13 protein-coding genes are annotated in these 17241 nt (G+C 53.9%); 6 read left to right on the top strand and 7 right to left on the bottom strand.

Going from position 1 to position 17241, the window contains the following annotated elements:
- Positions 1 to 7: 7 nt before the first annotated feature.
- The 7 genes from rsmG to rpmH form a co-directional block, all read right to left on the bottom strand.
- On the bottom strand, positions 8 to 643 hold the full coding sequence (rsmG, locus tag K0F75_RS18370; RefSeq protein WP_219063415.1) for a 16S rRNA (guanine(527)-N(7))-methyltransferase RsmG: 636 nt from the start codon (positions 641 to 643) through the stop codon (positions 8 to 10).
- Positions 644 to 648: 5 nt separating this feature from the next.
- On the bottom strand, positions 649 to 2541 hold the full coding sequence (mnmG, locus tag K0F75_RS18365; protein ID WP_219063385.1) for a tRNA uridine-5-carboxymethylaminomethyl(34) synthesis enzyme MnmG: 1893 nt from the start codon (positions 2539 to 2541) through the stop codon (positions 649 to 651).
- A 582-nt stretch (positions 2542 to 3123) separates the two neighbouring features.
- Positions 3124 to 4494: a tRNA uridine-5-carboxymethylaminomethyl(34) synthesis GTPase MnmE gene (mnmE, locus tag K0F75_RS18360; RefSeq protein WP_219063384.1), complete on the bottom strand. Its 1371-nt coding sequence runs from the start codon at positions 4492 to 4494 to the stop codon at positions 3124 to 3126.
- Positions 4495 to 4573: 79 nt separating this feature from the next.
- Complete coding sequence (gene yidC, locus K0F75_RS18355; protein WP_219063383.1) at positions 4574 to 6256, bottom strand: membrane protein insertase YidC; 1683 nt, start codon at positions 6254 to 6256, stop codon at positions 4574 to 4576.
- A gap of 2 nt (positions 6257 to 6258) precedes the next feature.
- Positions 6259 to 6504, bottom strand: coding sequence for a membrane protein insertion efficiency factor YidD (gene yidD, locus K0F75_RS18350; protein ID WP_219063382.1), 246 nt, complete (start codon positions 6502 to 6504; stop codon positions 6259 to 6261).
- Complete coding sequence (rnpA, locus tag K0F75_RS18345; protein ID WP_219063381.1) at positions 6497 to 6898, bottom strand: ribonuclease P protein component; 402 nt, start codon at positions 6896 to 6898, stop codon at positions 6497 to 6499. Before rnpA ends, yidD begins: the two co-directional genes overlap by 8 nt.
- A 16-nt stretch (positions 6899 to 6914) precedes the next feature.
- Positions 6915 to 7049, bottom strand: a complete 135-nt coding sequence (gene rpmH / locus K0F75_RS18340; protein WP_002551315.1) for a 50S ribosomal protein L34 — start codon at positions 7047 to 7049, stop codon at positions 6915 to 6917.
- A gap of 594 nt (positions 7050 to 7643) precedes the next feature.
- Between rpmH and dnaA the strand changes: the two genes are divergently transcribed.
- The 6 genes from dnaA (at position 7644) to K0F75_RS18310 (ending at position 17018) form a co-directional block, all read left to right on the top strand.
- On the top strand, positions 7644 to 9152 hold the full coding sequence (dnaA, locus tag K0F75_RS18335) for a chromosomal replication initiator protein DnaA (protein WP_219063380.1): 1509 nt from the start codon (positions 7644 to 7646) through the stop codon (positions 9150 to 9152).
- 38 nt (positions 9153 to 9190) lie between these two features.
- Positions 9191 to 10294 carry a DNA polymerase III subunit beta gene (dnaN, locus tag K0F75_RS18330; protein WP_219063379.1) on the top strand — a complete coding sequence of 368 codons (1104 nt, stop codon included), beginning with the start codon at positions 9191 to 9193 and terminating at the stop codon, positions 10292 to 10294.
- A 24-nt stretch (positions 10295 to 10318) separates the two neighbouring features.
- Positions 10319 to 11422, top strand: coding sequence for a DNA replication/repair protein RecF (gene recF / locus K0F75_RS18325; protein ID WP_219063378.1), 1104 nt, complete (start codon positions 10319 to 10321; stop codon positions 11420 to 11422).
- A gap of 4 nt (positions 11423 to 11426) precedes the next feature.
- Entirely contained in the window at positions 11427 to 13844 is a 2418-nt protein-coding gene (gene gyrB / locus K0F75_RS18320) for a DNA topoisomerase (ATP-hydrolyzing) subunit B (protein WP_219063377.1), read from the top strand.
- 269 nt (positions 13845 to 14113) lie between these two features.
- Positions 14114 to 15715: a class I SAM-dependent DNA methyltransferase gene (locus K0F75_RS18315; RefSeq protein WP_219063376.1), complete on the top strand. Its 1602-nt coding sequence runs from the start codon at positions 14114 to 14116 to the stop codon at positions 15713 to 15715.
- A complete protein-coding gene (locus K0F75_RS18310) occupies positions 15705 to 17018 on the top strand; it encodes a restriction endonuclease subunit S (RefSeq protein ID WP_219063375.1) in 1314 nt (437 codons plus the stop codon). Before K0F75_RS18315 ends, K0F75_RS18310 begins: the two co-directional genes overlap by 11 nt.
- Positions 17019 to 17241 lie beyond the last annotated feature (223 nt).

Below are 17241 nucleotides of genomic sequence, written 5' to 3'. Positions count from 1 at the left end.
TTCCCAATCATGCCGTGCGGCGCAGTATCAGCAGATGGCGTTGGCCCTGACAACCTGGAACGGTCAAGGCTTGTGCGCTATCGAGGTGAAAATCTGTCGGCAATGCTACCAGCTCATCGGCGGGATGCAGCCCTTTCATCGCCAACCATCGCGTATCCGTGTCGCCGAGGTGCCGGGTCCACTCCGTAAAGTCTTCCAGACTGCTGAACGCTCGGGAAACGATTCCGGTGAAGGGTAGCTCAGGTTTGAACGCTTCCACACGGCTGTGGATAACTTCCAGGTTATCCAGCTTCAACTCGAGTTTCACTTGAGTCAAAAAGCGGGTTTTTTTGCCGTTGCTGTCGAGCACCGTGACTTTCATTTCAGGAAACAGGATCGCCAACGGAATACCGGGCATTCCGCCACCACTGCCGACATCAAGCCAGCGATCGCCAGCGATGAAGGGCACGACGCTGAGGCTGTCGAGCAAATGCCGCGAGACCATTTCATCCGGGTCGCGTACAGCAGTGAGGTTGTAAGCCTTGTTCCACTTGATCAACAGCGCCAGGTAAGCCAGTAACTGGCTGTGCTGGCTGTCGCTCAAGTCGATACCGAGTTGCCGGGCACCTCGGGATAACTCTTCGGCATGTTGCGGGGTGACCATAGAACTCAAGCGCTTTGCTCCAACTGACGGCCCGCGCCGCGTTTTTTCAAATGAATCATCAACAGCGAGATCGCCGCTGGGGTGACGCCAGGAATCCGCGAGGCCTGTCCGAGGGTCTCGGGACGAGTTATCCCCAGCTTGCTCTGGATTTCTTTCGACAGGCCGGAAATACCGACGTAGTCGATGTCTTCTGGCAATTTGGTGTCTTCGCTGGCGCGCAGCCGGGCGATTTCGTCCTGCTGACGGTCGATATAACCAGCGTATTTGGTCTTGATTTCAACCTGCTCGGCGACCTGTGGATCGCTACACCCATCACCGGTAATCGCTACCAGACTGGCGTAATCGATTTCCGGACGTGTCAGCAGGTTGAGCAAATTGTATTCGTGAGTCAGCGGCGTGCCGAAATGCGCGGAGATAGCATCTCCCTGCTCGGTGCCGGGACGTACCCACGTGCTTTTCAGGCGCTGTTCTTCCAGCTCGATGCTTTCACGTTTGGTGCAGAAAGCTGCCCAGCGCGCATCGTCGACCAGTCCCAGCTCACGGCCTTTCTCGGTCAGGCGCAAGTCAGCGTTGTCTTCTCGCAGGATCAACCGGTATTCGGCTCGAGATGTGAACATCCGGTAGGGTTCTTGCGTTCCCAAGGTAATCAGGTCGTCGACCAGTACACCGATGTACGCCTCATCGCGTCGCGGACACCAGCTGTCTTTGCCTTGAGCGCGCAGTGCGGCATTGGCGCCCGCGAGCAAACCCTGGGCAGCGGCTTCTTCGTAGCCCGTTGTGCCGTTGATCTGACCTGCGAAAAACAGGCCGCCAATCACTTTCGTTTCCAGACTGTATTTCAAATCTCGAGGATCGAAATAATCGTACTCGATGGCGTAGCCAGGACGAATGATGTGGGCGTTTTCCATCCCGCGAATCGACCGCACGATCTGCAACTGAACATCGAAAGGCAGTGAAGTGGAGATGCCGTTCGGATAGAGCTCGTGGGTAGTCAAGCCTTCGGGTTCGATGAAGACCTGGTGGCTTTCCTTGTCGGCAAAGCGGTGAATCTTGTCTTCAATCGATGGGCAATAGCGTGGACCAATACCCTCGATCACCCCGGAATACATGGGCGAGCGATCAAGGTTGGCCGCGATAATTTCATGCGTCCGGGCGTTGGTATGGGTGATCCAGCAGCTGACTTGAGCAGGATGCTGCTCTTTGGACCCCATGAACGACATGACGGGAATAGGCGTATCGCCTGGTTGCTCGGTCATCACCGAGAAATCCACCGAACGTCCGTCGATGCGTGGCGGCGTGCCGGTTTTCAAGCGACCGACCCGTAACGGTAATTCACGTAGCCGCTGAGCGAGAGCAATCGACGGCGGATCGCCCGCACGTCCACCGGAATAGTTCTGCATCCCGATGTGGATAAGTCCACCGAGGAAGGTTCCTGTCGTCAAAACAACCGAATCGGCCAGGAAACGCAGACCCATCTGGGTCACTACACCGCGGACTTGATCCTGTTCGACGATCAGGTCATCGCAGGCTTGCTGAAATATCCACAGGTTGGGCTGATTCTCGAGGATTTCGCGAACAGCCGCCTTGTACAGCACGCGGTCAGCCTGAGCGCGAGTAGCACGAACGGCTGGACCTTTACGGCTGTTCAACACACGGAACTGGATGCCGCCTTTGTCAGTGGCAATGGCCATGGCGCCGCCAAGGGCATCGATTTCCTTGACCAAGTGGCTTTTGCCGATGCCGCCAATCGCGGGATTGCAGCTCATCTGGCCGAGGGTTTCCACGTTATGCGTGAGCAGCAGGGTTTTTGCACCCATACGTGCCGACGCCAGTGCGGCCTCGGTACCGGCATGACCGCCGCCGATGACGATCACTTCAAAACGGGAAGGGAATTGCACCACGCACCTCGTGCCTGCTCTTTGGAAAATAGGAATGGGAAATCAGGGCAGTCGGCAAGTATAGGGACTTCCCCCCCCTGAAGGAACCTTCGTGCACAAAATTTAACCAGCTGTGGATGACTGGCGGATATAGAAATTAAAAAGAAAGAAATTTATAAATCTTTGTTTTTATGTTTATTTCTACTGAGCTACATTTCTGTGGATAAGATCCTGTAGGCCTTTATATTCAATATGTACAGCGATTCAAAAGTCTGTGGTCATGTACCTGTGAGGCCCTTGGATAAGTAGGTTAAGCCTGTGGATTAAAGGGGCACTTGTCCACAGGGCACTTTATCCTCTGTTTTTAGGCCTACTTATCAACTGGGCTGAAGGGCAGTTATTCACAGGGCTTAATCCACAGAAAAGCGTGCTGCTCGCTGAAAAAAAGGTGCAGGTGGGCAGCCGAGGCCAGAGTATTTCTGTTCGGTTGGATAAATGAGCGGTGGAGTGGGTTGTTGGAACGGGCTTGCCAGCGATCCGTTCGATGCGCTGTGTCAGCACACAGCTATCGCGGGCAAGCGCATTCCTGCGAAGCAGGGAGTGTTATTTACCGATGCAGAAACTGGAAAAAATGCGCCCCAGCAGGTCGTCTGAGCTGAAAGCTCCAGTAATCTCGCCCAAGGCCTGTTGTGCCTGACGCAAATCTTCAGCGAGGAGCTCACCGGCACCGGCAAGGGTCAATTGAGCACGGCCGTGCTCAAGCGACGTACTGGCGTGACGCAATGCTTCCAGATGTCGCCTGCGAGCGCTGAAGCTGCTTTCAGAGGTCTGCTCATAGCCCATGCACTCTTTCAAATGATTGCGTAGCAGTTCCAGACCTTCACCCGCGGCCATTGCACTCAGGCTGATCGTCACGTGGCCATCGATGCTGCGTTCCAGGACGATGGGATCACCGCTCAAGTCAGCTTTGTTACGAATCAGCGTGACCTTTGCCGGATCTGGACGCTGTTCCAGAAATTCAGGCCATAAGGCAAACGGGTCATTCGCTTCAGGTGCGGTCGCATCCACGACCAACAAGACTCTATCAGCCTCACCAATCGCCTTCAGCGCCCGTTCCACGCCAATCTTCTCGACCTTGTCGTCGGTATCACGTAACCCGGCCGTATCAACGACATGCAACGGCATGCCATCGATGTGGATATGTTCGCGCAAGATATCCCGGGTAGTTCCCGCTATCTCGGTAACAATCGCTGCTTCTCTGCCGGCCAACGCATTCAACAAACTCGATTTGCCAGCGTTGGGTCTGCCAGCAATAACGACCGTCATGCCGTCACGCAGCAACGCACCTTGGCCTGCTTCACGCAAGACTGTGGATAACTCTTCGCGTACCGAATCGAGCATGCTCAACACATGGCCATCGGCAAGAAAGTCGATTTCCTCTTCTGGGAAGTCGATAGCGGCCTCTACGTAGATCCGCAGGTTGATCAGCTTTTCCGTCAAGTTATCCACACGCCGGGAAAAAGCACCCTGCAAAGAACGCAGCGCATTACGTGCAGCCTGGGCGGAACTGGCTTCGATCAAGTCAGCGATCGCTTCGGCCTGCGCCAGATCGAGCTTGTCATTGAGAAACGCGCGTTCGCTGAATTCCCCCGGTCGAGCCAGACGGCTGCCCAATTGCAGGCAACGCTGCAGCAACATATCCAGCACGATGGGGCCGCCGTGCCCCTGAAGCTCAAGCACGTCTTCACCGGTGAATGAGTTCGGACCCGGGAAATACAGGGCAATGCCTTCATCGATCACCTGCCCCGTCTCATCGCTGAATGGGCCGTAATGGGCATAACGCGGTGTTGGCTCGCGACCGATGATGGCTTGCGCTGCACGGCTTGCCAAAGGGCCGGAGATGCGCACGATGCCCACACCGCCTCGGCCTTGGGCGGTTGCAATCGCAGCAATGGTTTCACGAGGGACGTTCATGGCCAGGTTCTCTAGACAAATAGCGGATAGCAAAACGCCCCACGAGGGGGCGCTTTGCATGACTTACTAACAGGTTAGATCAAGCTTCCGCTTTCTTGGTAGCGGCTTCGATCTTACGTGTGATGTACCACTGCTGCGAGATCGACAGGCAGTTGTTGACGACCCAGTACAGAACCAGACCTGCAGGGAACCAGAGGAAGAAGAAAGTGAAGATGATTGGCATCAGCTTCATTACTTTCGCTTGCATCGGGTCCGGCGGAGTCGGGTTCAGACGTTGCTGGATAAACATCGTCGCGCCCATAACGATAGGCAGGATGAAGAACGGATCCTTGATCGAAAGGTCAGTGATCCAAAGCATGAATGGAGCCTGACGCATTTCCACGCTTTCCAGGAGAACCCAGTACAGCGAAAGGAAAACCGGCATTTGCACAAGAATCGGCAAGCAACCACCCAACGGGTTGATCTTCTCTTTCTTGTACAGCTCCATCATGGCTTGCGACATTTTCTGCCGGTCATCGCCATGCTGTTCTTTCAACGCAGCCAGTTTCGGTGCGACGGCACGCATGCGGGCCATGGATTTGTAGCTGGCTGCCGACAGAGGGAAGAAAATCCCTTTGATCAACATGGTCAGCAAGATGATTGAGAAGCCCCAGTTACTGACCAGGCTGTGGATATGTTGCAGCAGCCAGAAGATCGGTTGGGCAATGAACCACAGAATGCCGTAATCGACAGTCAGTTCCAGACCTGGGGATAACTCCTTGAGCACCGCTTGGCTTTTTGGACCCGCGTACAACGTAGCGCTGGTTTGAGCCGTTGCACCGGCAGCAACGGTCAAAACCGGGCCAGTGAAGCCGATGATGTAGTTGCCTTGGCTGTCTTTACGCGTTTGCACGACATTGCTGTCGTTCTTGTTCGGAATCCAGGCAGTCACGAAGTAGTGCTGCAACCAGGCAACCCAGCCACCTTGAACGGTTTCTTTTAGCGCGGCTTTGTCGATGTCTTTCATCGACACTTTTTTGTAGGGTTCAGCAGGTGTACCCAATGCGGCGCCCAAATAAGTCGCAGTACCGGTCGCGGTGGTCGAAGACGGATCGCCACTCGAGTCACGCTTGAGTTGTGCGAACAGATTACCAGCCCATGGCTGACCGCTCTGGTTGTCGATCAGGTAAGTGACACCCAGATCGTACAGGCCGCGCTTTAAGGTAAAGCGCTTGATGTAATTGACGCCGGCGTCCGTGAACTTCAGGTCAACGACCAGTTCATTCTGGCCATCGGCCAGTTGATAAGTCTTTTGTACGCTGGTGTAAACAGGTCGACCCGATGCACGAGCATCCGGACCGTTGGTACCTGTCAGACCGCTTTGTGCCAAATAAGTCCGCTCGCCGCCGTTATCGAACAGCTGGAACGCAATCTCTGGATGGTCTTGACGTCGTGGATAAAGGGGCAACCGCAGCTGCGCGACATCACCACCTACCGGGTCGATCTCCAGATTGAGCACATCCGTTTTTACCTGGATGAGATCTTTACTGATGGCGACTTGTGTTTCAGCCGGAGCAGCGGCGTCAGTATTGGCGCTCGGAACATCGGCACTTGCAGAAGCATTCGAACCAGTCGCCGTATCCGGTATACCCGAAGCGGTGGTACTGGCAGCAACACTCTGAGTCGGCAGGGCAGCCTGACCATAGTCCTGGTTCCATTTCAGGACCCCGACATAAGTCACGATTGCCAGGGCGACGATCAGGATCGTGCGTTTTATATCCATGATTACTCGGCCATCGAAGAGGAACGGGAGGTAGGAACGGGTGGAACCGGGTCAAAACCACCGGCATTCCACGGATGACAGCGACCTAAACGACGAAAGGCCAGCCAGCCACCGCGTAGAAGGCCATGATTTTCGATGGCTTCATACGCGTAGCAGGAACAACTGGGGTAGAAACGACAGTGGCTGGCCATTAGCGGGCTAATGGCATAGCGATAGAACTGGATCGGAACGAGTGCCAGTTTACGCATCTGGACTGTCTACCCCTACAGTTTCGGTTTTAAGTTCTGGAGCCGGTCGGCTGCGTGCCAAACGTTTCCAGAGTTTGCCGAAATGCTGAATCAATTCGGGGTTTTCTATCTCACCCAAACCTTTGCGCGCGACGATTACGATATCCCAGCCGACCAAATCATCTTGGTGCAGGCGAAAGGATTCGCGCATTAGGCGTTTCAAGCGATTGCGCTCAACGGAGAGCTTTACGCTCTTTTTACCGATCACTAACCCCAAGCGGGGGTGATCCAGGTCGTTGTTGCGCGCAAGGAGCAAGAGATTTTTCCCCGGAACCTTGCCGGTGGGGGAGTCAAAGACTGCCTTGAAGTGTCGGGGTGTCAGAAGACGTTTTTCCCGACTGAAGTCTCGACTCACCACCTGTGCCGAGTTATCAAACTGCCAAACGCTTACGGCCCTTGGCGCGACGACGCGACAGGACTGCACGACCGTTTTTGGTGGCCATGCGAGCACGGAAACCGTGGGTGCGAGCGCGCTTGATGGTGCTGGGTTGGAAAGTACGTTTCATGGCGTGTTACCTGGTTCGTCCACAACGGGCCGGAATGGCCCCCGTTTTAAGAGACCGGGGATTCTAGAGAAAGCAAGCCTCTAGGTCAATTTCCAACCAGCGTTTCCTTCATTTACTTCTCAACAGCCCTTTTCCTGAGCGCGTCGTTTTTTGTCTGAGAAACCAGGACGGACCCTGTGATCAAATATAGAAATAAAGAAGGAAAGTATTTAAAGCTCTTTTGTAATGCTTATAAAAGCTAGGGAAGGCATCTTCTGTGGATAACTGCCTCTAGCCCTTTAAACTCAGTGTGTACAGAGGATGATAATACGGTTGAGAAACGGTGCTCTACCTGTGCTGCACTGTCGGATAAGCTGTGCATGAAATGGCCTCTTATCCACAGGCAGGTTATCCACAGAGTTCAGACCCGACTTATGCAATGGGCTGAAGCACGCTTATCCACAGAGCTTATGCACACGCCGTTGGTCGTGTAATTTCTGGATAAAGCCTTGATTCTTCGTGATCTCAGAGCAACCTACATGTGGATAAGTCGGGCGCTGATCGTTACAATGGCGGCTGTTTTTGCCTCACCGGCTTTCAACTTAGGGGATATCCGTGTCAGTGGAACTTTGGCAGCAGTGCGTGGAGCTTTTGCGCGATGAGCTGCCTGCCCAGCAATTCAACACTTGGATCCGTCCGCTACAGGTCGAAGCCGAAGGCGACGAGTTGCGTGTCTATGCACCGAACCGTTTCGTTCTCGATTGGGTCAATGAAAAATACCTGGGTCGCTTGCTCGAACTGCTTGGCGAGCATGGGCAAGGACTCGCGCCTGCGCTTTCCTTATTAATAGGCAGCAAACGCAGCTCTGCACCGCGTGCAGCGCCCAATGCGCCACTGGCGGCGGCTGCGTCCCACGCGGTTACTGTCAATCAGGTTGCCGCGTTACCGGTTCAGCAGGCCTCTTCGCCAGCGCCTAGCCAAACGATTGCGGTCAATGACGAGCCTTCGCGTGCGAGCTTTGATCCAATGGCCGGCGCAAGCTCTCAGCAGGCGCCAGCGCGTGCCGAGCAGCGTACCGTCCAGGTCGAGGGCGCGCTCAAGCACACCAGCTACTTGAACCGGACCTTTACCTTCGAGAATTTCGTCGAGGGTAAATCCAACCAGTTGGCCCGCGCAGCGGCCTGGCAGGTTGCGGATAACCCCAAGCATGGTTACAACCCGTTGTTCCTTTATGGTGGGGTGGGTCTGGGTAAAACCCACTTGATGCATGCTGTGGGTAACCATCTATTAAAGAAGAACCCGAATGCCAAGGTTGTGTACCTGCATTCGGAGCGCTTTGTGGCTGACATGGTGAAAGCGCTGCAGTTAAACGCCATCAACGAGTTCAAGCGCTTCTATCGTTCGGTTGATGCATTGCTGATCGATGACATTCAATTTTTCGCCCGTAAAGAGCGTTCCCAGGAAGAATTCTTCCATACGTTCAACGCCTTGCTTGAAGGTGGTCAGCAGGTCATCTTGACCAGCGACCGTTACCCGAAAGAAATTGAAGGCCTTGAAGAGCGGTTGAAATCGCGGTTTGGCTGGGGATTAACGGTTGCCGTTGAGCCGCCGGAGCTTGAGACCCGCGTGGCAATCTTGATGAAAAAAGCGGATCAGGCGAAAGTTGATCTGCCCCATGACGCTGCTTTTTTCATCGCACAACGTATTCGTTCCAACGTACGAGAGCTCGAAGGCGCCCTGAAGCGGGTGATCGCTCACTCGCACTTTATGGGACGCGATATCACGATCGAATTGATTCGTGAATCGCTGAAAGATTTGTTGGCGTTGCAGGACAAGTTGGTCAGTGTGGATAACATTCAGCGCACCGTGGCTGAGTACTACAAGATCAAAATTTCTGACCTGCTGTCCAAACGACGCTCACGTTCGGTTGCACGTCCGCGACAAGTCGCGATGGCGCTGTCCAAAGAATTGACCAACCACAGTTTGCCCGAGATTGGCGATGTGTTTGGTGGACGCGACCATACGACCGTTTTGCATGCGTGCCGAAAAATCAACGAGCTTAAGGAATCCGACGCGGATATTCGCGAGGACTACAAGAACCTGCTGCGGACACTCACGACCTGATGACACCAGCGCAGCTTATTAAGGCAAGGGACTAGACCATGCACTTCACCATTCAACGCGAAGCCTTGTTGAAACCTCTGCAACTGGTCGCCGGCGTTGTTGAACGCCGACAGACCTTGCCAGTGTTATCCAACGTGCTATTGGTTGTAGAAGGCCAGCAGTTGTCGCTGACGGGTACCGACCTGGAAGTCGAGCTGGTAGGCCGTGTTCAGTTGGAAGAGCCCGCAGAGCCAGGGGAGATCACTGTTCCTGCGCGCAAGCTGATGGATATCTGCAAAAGCCTGCCCAATGACGCGTTGATCGATATCAAAGTCGATGAGCAGAAACTGGTGGTAAAAGCGGGACGCAGCCGTTTTACCTTGTCCACATTGCCTGCCAATGACTTCCCTACAGTGGAAGAAGGTCCTGGGTCGCTGACGTTCAACCTGGTGCAGAGCAAGTTGCGCCGTTTGATCGAGCGCACCAGCTTCGCCATGGCGCAGCAGGACGTTCGCTATTACCTCAACGGTATGCTGCTGGAAGTGCACGCTGGCGTGCTACGCGCCGTCGCCACTGATGGCCACCGTCTGGCAATGTGCTCCATGACGGCCGAGATCGAGCAAGCTGACCGCCATCAAGTGATCGTGCCGCGTAAAGGCATCCTTGAACTGGCGCGTCTGCTGACCGAGCAGGATGGGATTGTGAGCATCGTCCTGGGCCAGCATCACATCCGTGCTACGACAGGCGAGTTCACCTTCACCTCGAAGCTGGTCGATGGCAAGTTCCCTGATTACGAACGCGTTCTGCCTAAAGGTGGCGACAAGTTGGTATTGGGTGATCGTCAGGCATTGCGTGAAGCGTTCAGCCGCACGGCGATCCTGTCCAACGAAAAGTATCGCGGTATCCGTTTGCAGTTGGCCAATGGTCAATTGAAGATTCAGGCGAACAACCCTGAACAGGAAGAGGCAGAAGAAGAAGTCGGCGTCGATTACAACGGCGGCCCGCTGGAAATTGGTTTCAACGTGAGCTATCTGCTCGACGTGTTGGGCGTGATGACCACCGAGCAGGTGCGTCTGATTTTGTCTGACTCCAACAGCAGCGCGCTGGTGCAGGAATCGGATAACGATGATTCCGCTTACGTCGTTATGCCGATGCGTCTGTAACTTCCAATGTCCAGCAGAGCCTAGATGTCCCTCAGCCGCGTCTCTGTCACCGGGGTGCGCAATTTGCACCCGGTGACCCTCTCTCCTTCCCCCCGCATAAATATTCTTCACGGCGCGAATGGCAGTGGCAAAACCAGTGTCCTGGAAGCCATTTACTTGCTCGGTCTTGCTCGCTCATTTCGCAGCGCACGATTGCTGCCAGTGATTCAGTATGAGCAACCCGCCTGTACGGTCTTTGGTCAGGTTGAACTGGCTCAAGGTGGGCACAGCAGTCTGGGTGTGTCGCGGGATCGGCAGGGGGAGTTTCAGATCCGTATCGACGGGCAGAATGCGCGAAGCGCAGCACAGCTGGCTGAAGCATTACCTCTGCAACTGATTAACCCCGACAGCTTTCGCCTCCTTGAAGGCGCTCCCAAGATCCGGCGTCAGTTCCTCGACTGGGGAGTGTTCCACGTGGAACCTCGCTTTATGTCGACGTGGCAACGCTTGCAGAAGGCCCTGCGGCAGCGGAACTCATGGCTGCGGCATGGTACACTTGACGTCGCTTCGCAAGCGGCTTGGGACCGGGAGTTATGCCTGGCCAGCGCTGACATCGATGAATATCGTCGAGCCTACATCAAGGCTCTAAAGCCAGTTTTTGAAAAGACCTTGAGCGAGCTGGTTGAGCTTGAAGGTTTAACCCTGAGCTATTACCGCGGCTGGGACAAGGAGAAAGAGCTGAGTACAGTGCTCGCGTCTTCTCTCCACCGCGATCAGCAAATGGGGCATACGCAGGCTGGACCGCAACGTGCTGATTTGCGCCTTAGATTGGGCGCTCATAATGCCGCTGAAATTCTATCTCGTGGCCAGCAGAAGTTAGTGGTCTGCGCTTTGCGCATTGCTCAAGGACATTTGGTCAGCCAGGCACGGCGCGGCCAGTGTATTTATCTGGTGGACGATTTGCCGTCTGAACTGGACGAGCATCATCGCCGCGCCCTTTGTCGCTTGTTAGAAGACTTACGCTGCCAAGTGTTTATCACCTGTGTAGACCATGAATTATTGAGGGAAGGCTGGCAGACGGAAACGCCAGTCGCTTTGTTCCACGTGGAACAAGGCCGTATCACCCAGACCCACGACCACCGGGAGTGAAGGCATGAGCGAAAATCAAACGTACGACTCCTCCAGCATTAAAGTGCTGAAAGGGCTAGATGCCGTACGCAAGCGTCCCGGTATGTATATCGGTGACACCGACGATGGCAGCGGTCTACACCACATGGTGTTCGAGGTGGTCGATAACTCGATCGACGAAGCTTTGGCTGGCCATTGCGACGAAATCAGCATCGTTATCCACCCGGATGAATCGATCACCGTCCGCGACAATGGTCGCGGTATTCCGGTAGACGTGCACAAAGAAGAAGGCGTGTCGGCAGCTGAGGTCATCATGACCGTGCTCCACGCTGGCGGTAAGTTCGATGACAACTCTTATAAAGTATCTGGCGGTCTCCACGGTGTAGGTGTTTCCGTGGTTAACGCGCTTTCCGAGTTGTTGCTGTTGACCGTGCGTCGCAGTGGCAAAGTATGGGAGCAGACCTATATCCATGGTGTTCCACAGGAACCCATGCGCATCGTTGGTGAGAGTGACTCCACCGGTACCGAGATTCACTTCAAGCCATCCGATCTGACCTTCAAGAATATTCACTTCAGCTGGGACATCCTGGCCAAGCGTATTCGTGAACTCTCATTCCTCAACTCCGGTGTGGGCATCGTTCTAAAAGACGAGCGCAGCGGCAAGGAAGAACTGTTCAAGTACGAAGGTGGTTTGCGCGCGTTCGTTGAGTATCTGAACACCAACAAGACGCCGGTGAATCAGGTCTTCCACTTCAACATCCAACGCGACGATGGCATTGCTGTCGAGATCGCTTTGCAGTGGAACGACAGCTTCAACGAGAACCTGTTGTGCTTTACCAACAACATTCCTCAGCGTGACGGCGGTACTCACCTGGTAGGTTTCCGTTCTGCTCTGACGCGGAACTTGAATACCTACATCGAACAGGAAGGTCTGGCCAAGAAGCATAAAGTCGCCACGACCGGTGACGATGCGCGTGAAGGTCTGACCGCAATCATTTCGGTCAAAGTGCCTGATCCAAAGTTCAGCTCGCAAACCAAGGACAAGCTGGTTTCGTCCGAAGTGAAAACTGCGGTTGAACAGGAAATGGGTAAACACTTCTCCGATTTCCTGCTGGAAAACCCGAACGAAGCGAAAGCGGTTGTCGGCAAAATGATTGATGCTGCACGCGCCCGTGAAGCGGCTCGTAAAGCCCGTGAGATGACTCGCCGTAAAGGTGCACTGGATATTGCCGGTCTGCCAGGCAAGCTCGCTGACTGCCAGGAAAAAGACCCTGCCCTCTCCGAACTGTATCTCGTGGAAGGTGACTCTGCTGGTGGTTCCGCCAAGCAGGGACGCAACCGTAAGACTCAGGCGATCCTGCCGCTTAAAGGCAAGATCCTCAACGTAGAGAAAGCACGTTTTGACAAGATGATCTCTTCGCAAGAAGTGGGCACCTTGATCACGGCGCTGGGTTGCGGTATTGGCCGCGATGAATACAACATCGCCAAGCTGCGCTATCACAACATCATCATCATGACCGATGCTGACGTCGACGGTTCGCACATCCGTACGTTGCTGCTGACCTTCTTCTTCCGTCAACTACCTGAGTTGATAGAGCGTGGCTACATCTACATCGCTCAACCGCCGTTGTACAAAGTGAAGAAAGGCAAGCAAGAGCAATACATCAAAGACGACGAGGCCATGGAAGAGTACATGACCCAGTCGGCTCTGGAAGATGCCAGCCTGCACCTCAATGAATCGGCTCCCGGGATCTCTGGTGAGGCGCTGGAGCGTCTGGTTAACGATTTCCGTATGGTCATGAAGACGCTCAAGCGCTTGTCGCGTTTGTATCCTCAGGAACTGACCGAGCATTTCGTTTACCTGCCGCCAATTTCGCTTGAGCAGCTTTCCGACCATGCAGGCATGCAGGCATGGTTGGCGCTGTTTGACGCGCGCCTGCGCGTTGGTGAGAAGTCAGGTCTGGTCTATAAAGCCAGCCTGCGTGAAGATCGCGAACGTAATGTTTGGCTGCCAGAGGTCGAATTGATCTCCCACGGCTTGTCCAACTACGTGACCTTCAACCGCGACTTCTTCGGCAGCAACGACTATAAAACCGTGACTGCTCTGGGCGCGCAAATAAGCACCTTGCTTGAAGAAGGCGCTTACGTGCAACGCGGCGAACGCAAGAAGCCGGTCAACGAGTTCAAGGAAGCCCTTGCCTGGCTGATGGCGGAAAGCACCAAACGCCATACCATCCAGCGCTATAAAGGTCTGGGTGAAATGAACCCGGATCAGCTGTGGGAAACCACCATGGACCCAAGTGTGCGCCGGATGCTCAAGGTCACGATTGAAGATGCCATTGGCGCTGACCAGATCTTCAACACCCTGATGGGCGACGCGGTAGAACCTCGCCGTGACTTCATCGAAAGAAATGCCTTGGCGGTGTCAAACCTCGATTTCTAAGAGGCCTGTCGATGGGCACATTAAGTGTCACAAGTGGGCGGGTAATTGTCGCCCATTAGCGCAAAACCCCGGCCTATGCCCGGGGTTTTGCTTTGTGGGGCCTCATGCTCTGCCGCCACTCATAAAAAAGCCGAAGCCGCTAGCCATTTGGGCGGCTCCTGCGTAACGCTAAATGCCGCCTCGGCTCTCTAGGGCGATAGGCCTCCGCAGTACGTATGGCGGTGCCGGACGCGTCCTCAAATGGAAAGGTAAGTTGAAGGACTAAGTAGATGACCAGCGAAGAATTCAAGAAAACATTGTGGGACACGGCTAACAAACTACGCGGGTCAGTTTCAGCAGCTGAATACAAATACCCCGTGCTTGGTCTAGTGTTCCTCAAGTATGTGTCTGATCTGTACGACACACAGGCCGGTGTGATCCTTGACCGGTTGGCTGACCCGAGTTCGGAGCTATACATCGAGGACGAGGAATTGCGTGCTGAGAGCGCAGCCATGTTCTCAGAGGACAAAACATTTTTCACCCAAGACAACGTGTTCTGGGTGCCTGCCGAAGCTAAGTTTGAAACGCTACTTCAGAGCGCAGCCGCGGCGAATTTCGCCCAATTACTCGACAAGGCGATGGGCCTGATCGAAACTGAAAACCTCAGCCTGAAAGGTGTTCTTTACCGAGAGTTTTCGCGCCTGGAACTCGAAGCTGGCAAGCTCGGTGAGCTGTTCGAACTGATTGCCAAACTGAAATTCGATCCCAAGCAACACGGCAGTCGCGATGTGTTCGGTGAGGTCTACGAATACTTCCTTGGTCAGTTTGCATTGAATGAAGGTGCTCGCGCAGGCGAGTTCTACACCCCGAAAAGTCTGGTATCCCTACTGGTCGAAATTCTCGCTCCATTCAAGGGAACCATTTATGACCCCGCCTGCGGTTCGGGTGGTATGTTCGTGCAGTCGGCCAAGTTCAAGGATGCCCATGCAAAACAACTGGGCAGTAAGGGTGACTTGCCTATCTATGGGCAAGAGAAAATGGCTGAAACCCGCCGTCTGTGCCTGATGAACCTGGCGGTGCATGGTCTGGATGGCAATATCGGTCAAACCTATGGCTCGACTTTCACCAACGATCAGCACAAGACACTGCGCGCCGACTATATTCTGGCTAACCCTCCTTTCAACATTTCCGACTGGGAAGGTGAGAAGCTTCAAGATGATCCGCGTTGGACGCATGGGATTCCGCCGAAGGGGAATGCCAACTATGGCTGGTTGCAGCACATACTTGCCCGGCTTTCCAGTCGCGGTCGCGCAGGTGTAGTCCTTGCCAACGGCTCGATGTCTTCCCAACAATCTGGCGAAGACATAATCCGCCAGAGTATGGTGATTAAGGATGTCGTGGAGTGCATGGTTGCCTTGCCAGGGCAGTTGTTCTCCAATACCCAAATTCCGGCTTGCCTGTGGTTCCTATCCAAAGATAAGCGTGTCGGCTTGAATGGAAAGACCGACCGCAGTAGCCAAATTCTCTTTATTGACGCTCGTAAAGCAGCCTCCGGCCGTATCTCCCGTACTCAGGTTGAGTTCGCCGAAGAGGATATGGAACGGATCGCGCAAACCTACCATCGCTGGCGGAACACGGCGTTCGGCGATGGCGAGTTATACGAAAACGTACCGGGCTTCTGCTACTCAGCCAGCTACGAAGACGTGCAGAAGCACCGCTTTATCCTCACGCCTGGTCGCTACGTCGGCGCGGAAGAAGTCGAGGAAGACGATGAGCCTTTCGCCGATAAAATGGATCGTCTGACCGAGCAGTTGGCTGAGCAAATTGCTGAACGCAATGCTATAGAAAAATTAATTTTGCAAAAGTTGGGGGGGGCTGGGCATGAATTTTGACCTGCCGGTCCTGCCTGAAAACTGGCGTTACGTCCCGCTCGATCAATTGGCGCAGAAGAACTCTGTAACTTATGGCGTTGTGCAGCCTGGGGCCGCTTTAAGTGAAGGGGTTCCCATCGTACGAGTGAACAACTTTAATGATGGTCGCATTGAAGTTGCTGATCTAATGCGCATTGCCCCTGCAATTGAAGCGAGATACAGCCGTACACGCTTGAAGGGGGGTGAAGTGCTGTTGACGTTGGTTGGTAGTGTTGGGCAAGTTGCAGTCGTACCTAAAGCGCTAAATGGCTTCAATGTTGCTAGGGCTGTTGCCGTTATTCATCCAGTGGATGAGGTCGAGCCAGAATGGATTGCATTATGCCTCAGATCACCATTGTCGCAGCATCTTCTCGGAAGTCGGGCGAATACTACGGTTCAAACAACGATCAATCTGAAAGATCTTCGAGCACTCCCAATCCCCCTACCGACAGCATCTGAACGAAAGGAGATTACTGCTGTTCTAGGCGCACTCGACGACTGCATTGCCATTTTGCGTGAAACGAACACTACCCTAGAATCCATTGCTCAGGCCATCTTCAAGTCATGGTTCGTCGATTTTGACCCTGTGCGTGCCAAGGTAGAAGGGCTTGAGGCTGATCTGATAGATGGGGCGACGGCATCACTGTTTCCTGACAGCTTTGATGAGACAGAATTAGGGCTTATACCGACGGGATGGAGGTACTCCACTATTGGACAATCCTTCATTTTGACGATGGGCCAATCTCCGCCCGGAAGCACCTATAATGAAACAGGGGATGGATTGCCGTTTTATCAAGGGCGTACTGACTTTGGCTTCAGATTCCCTGAACAGCGAGTTTTCTGTAGTGCTCCAACTCGACTTGCAGAAGCTGGGGACACTCTCATCAGCGTCCGTGCGCCAGTCGGGGATGTGAACATCGCTCTAGAGTCCTGCGCGCTTGGTCGTGGTGTGGCTGGTATTCGCCACCCAGAAGGCCATCAAAGCTTTGCCTTTTACTCAATCAGGGGTTTGAAGAAACACTTTGAACTTTATGACGGTGAAGGAACAGTGTTTGGCTCAATCAATAAAAAAGATTTTCAAACTCTTCCAATTGTTCTACCCAGCGAAGCTGTTCTGAGATTATTCGAGGAAGCTGTTGCCCCCCTAGATGTTGCCATCAAGCTTAACGAGCAGGAGCTGAGGTTGCTCACTGAAATTCGCGACACCTTGCTGCCTAAGCTCATTTCTGGCCAAGTTCGCTTGCCGGAAGCCGATTTGATCGTCAGGGCTATCATGAATGCGTGACTAAGGGCTTGCCTAGAGCCCTCCACAACTATTGAAGGATGGTGTCGAGAGTCAGAATACTCCCAAAAAGAAGTCGATCTGGATTGCTATACGCTGGTAGATAGTCCGATAGAGGGTTTTCTATAAGGCAGCAAGTAGCGAGTACTACAGGTTCAGAGCAAATCGAATTGTTTTCATAGCCCTTTGCTGCAACCATACCCCTTTGATATTAAGCGCCATTGCA

Source organism: Pseudomonas sp. UMAB-08 (assembly GCF_900095225.1).
Taxonomy (GTDB): domain Bacteria; phylum Pseudomonadota; class Gammaproteobacteria; order Pseudomonadales; family Pseudomonadaceae; genus Aquipseudomonas.
Note: the sequence above shows the minus strand (reverse complement) of the source record. Positions and strands in the feature narration are given on the sequence as shown.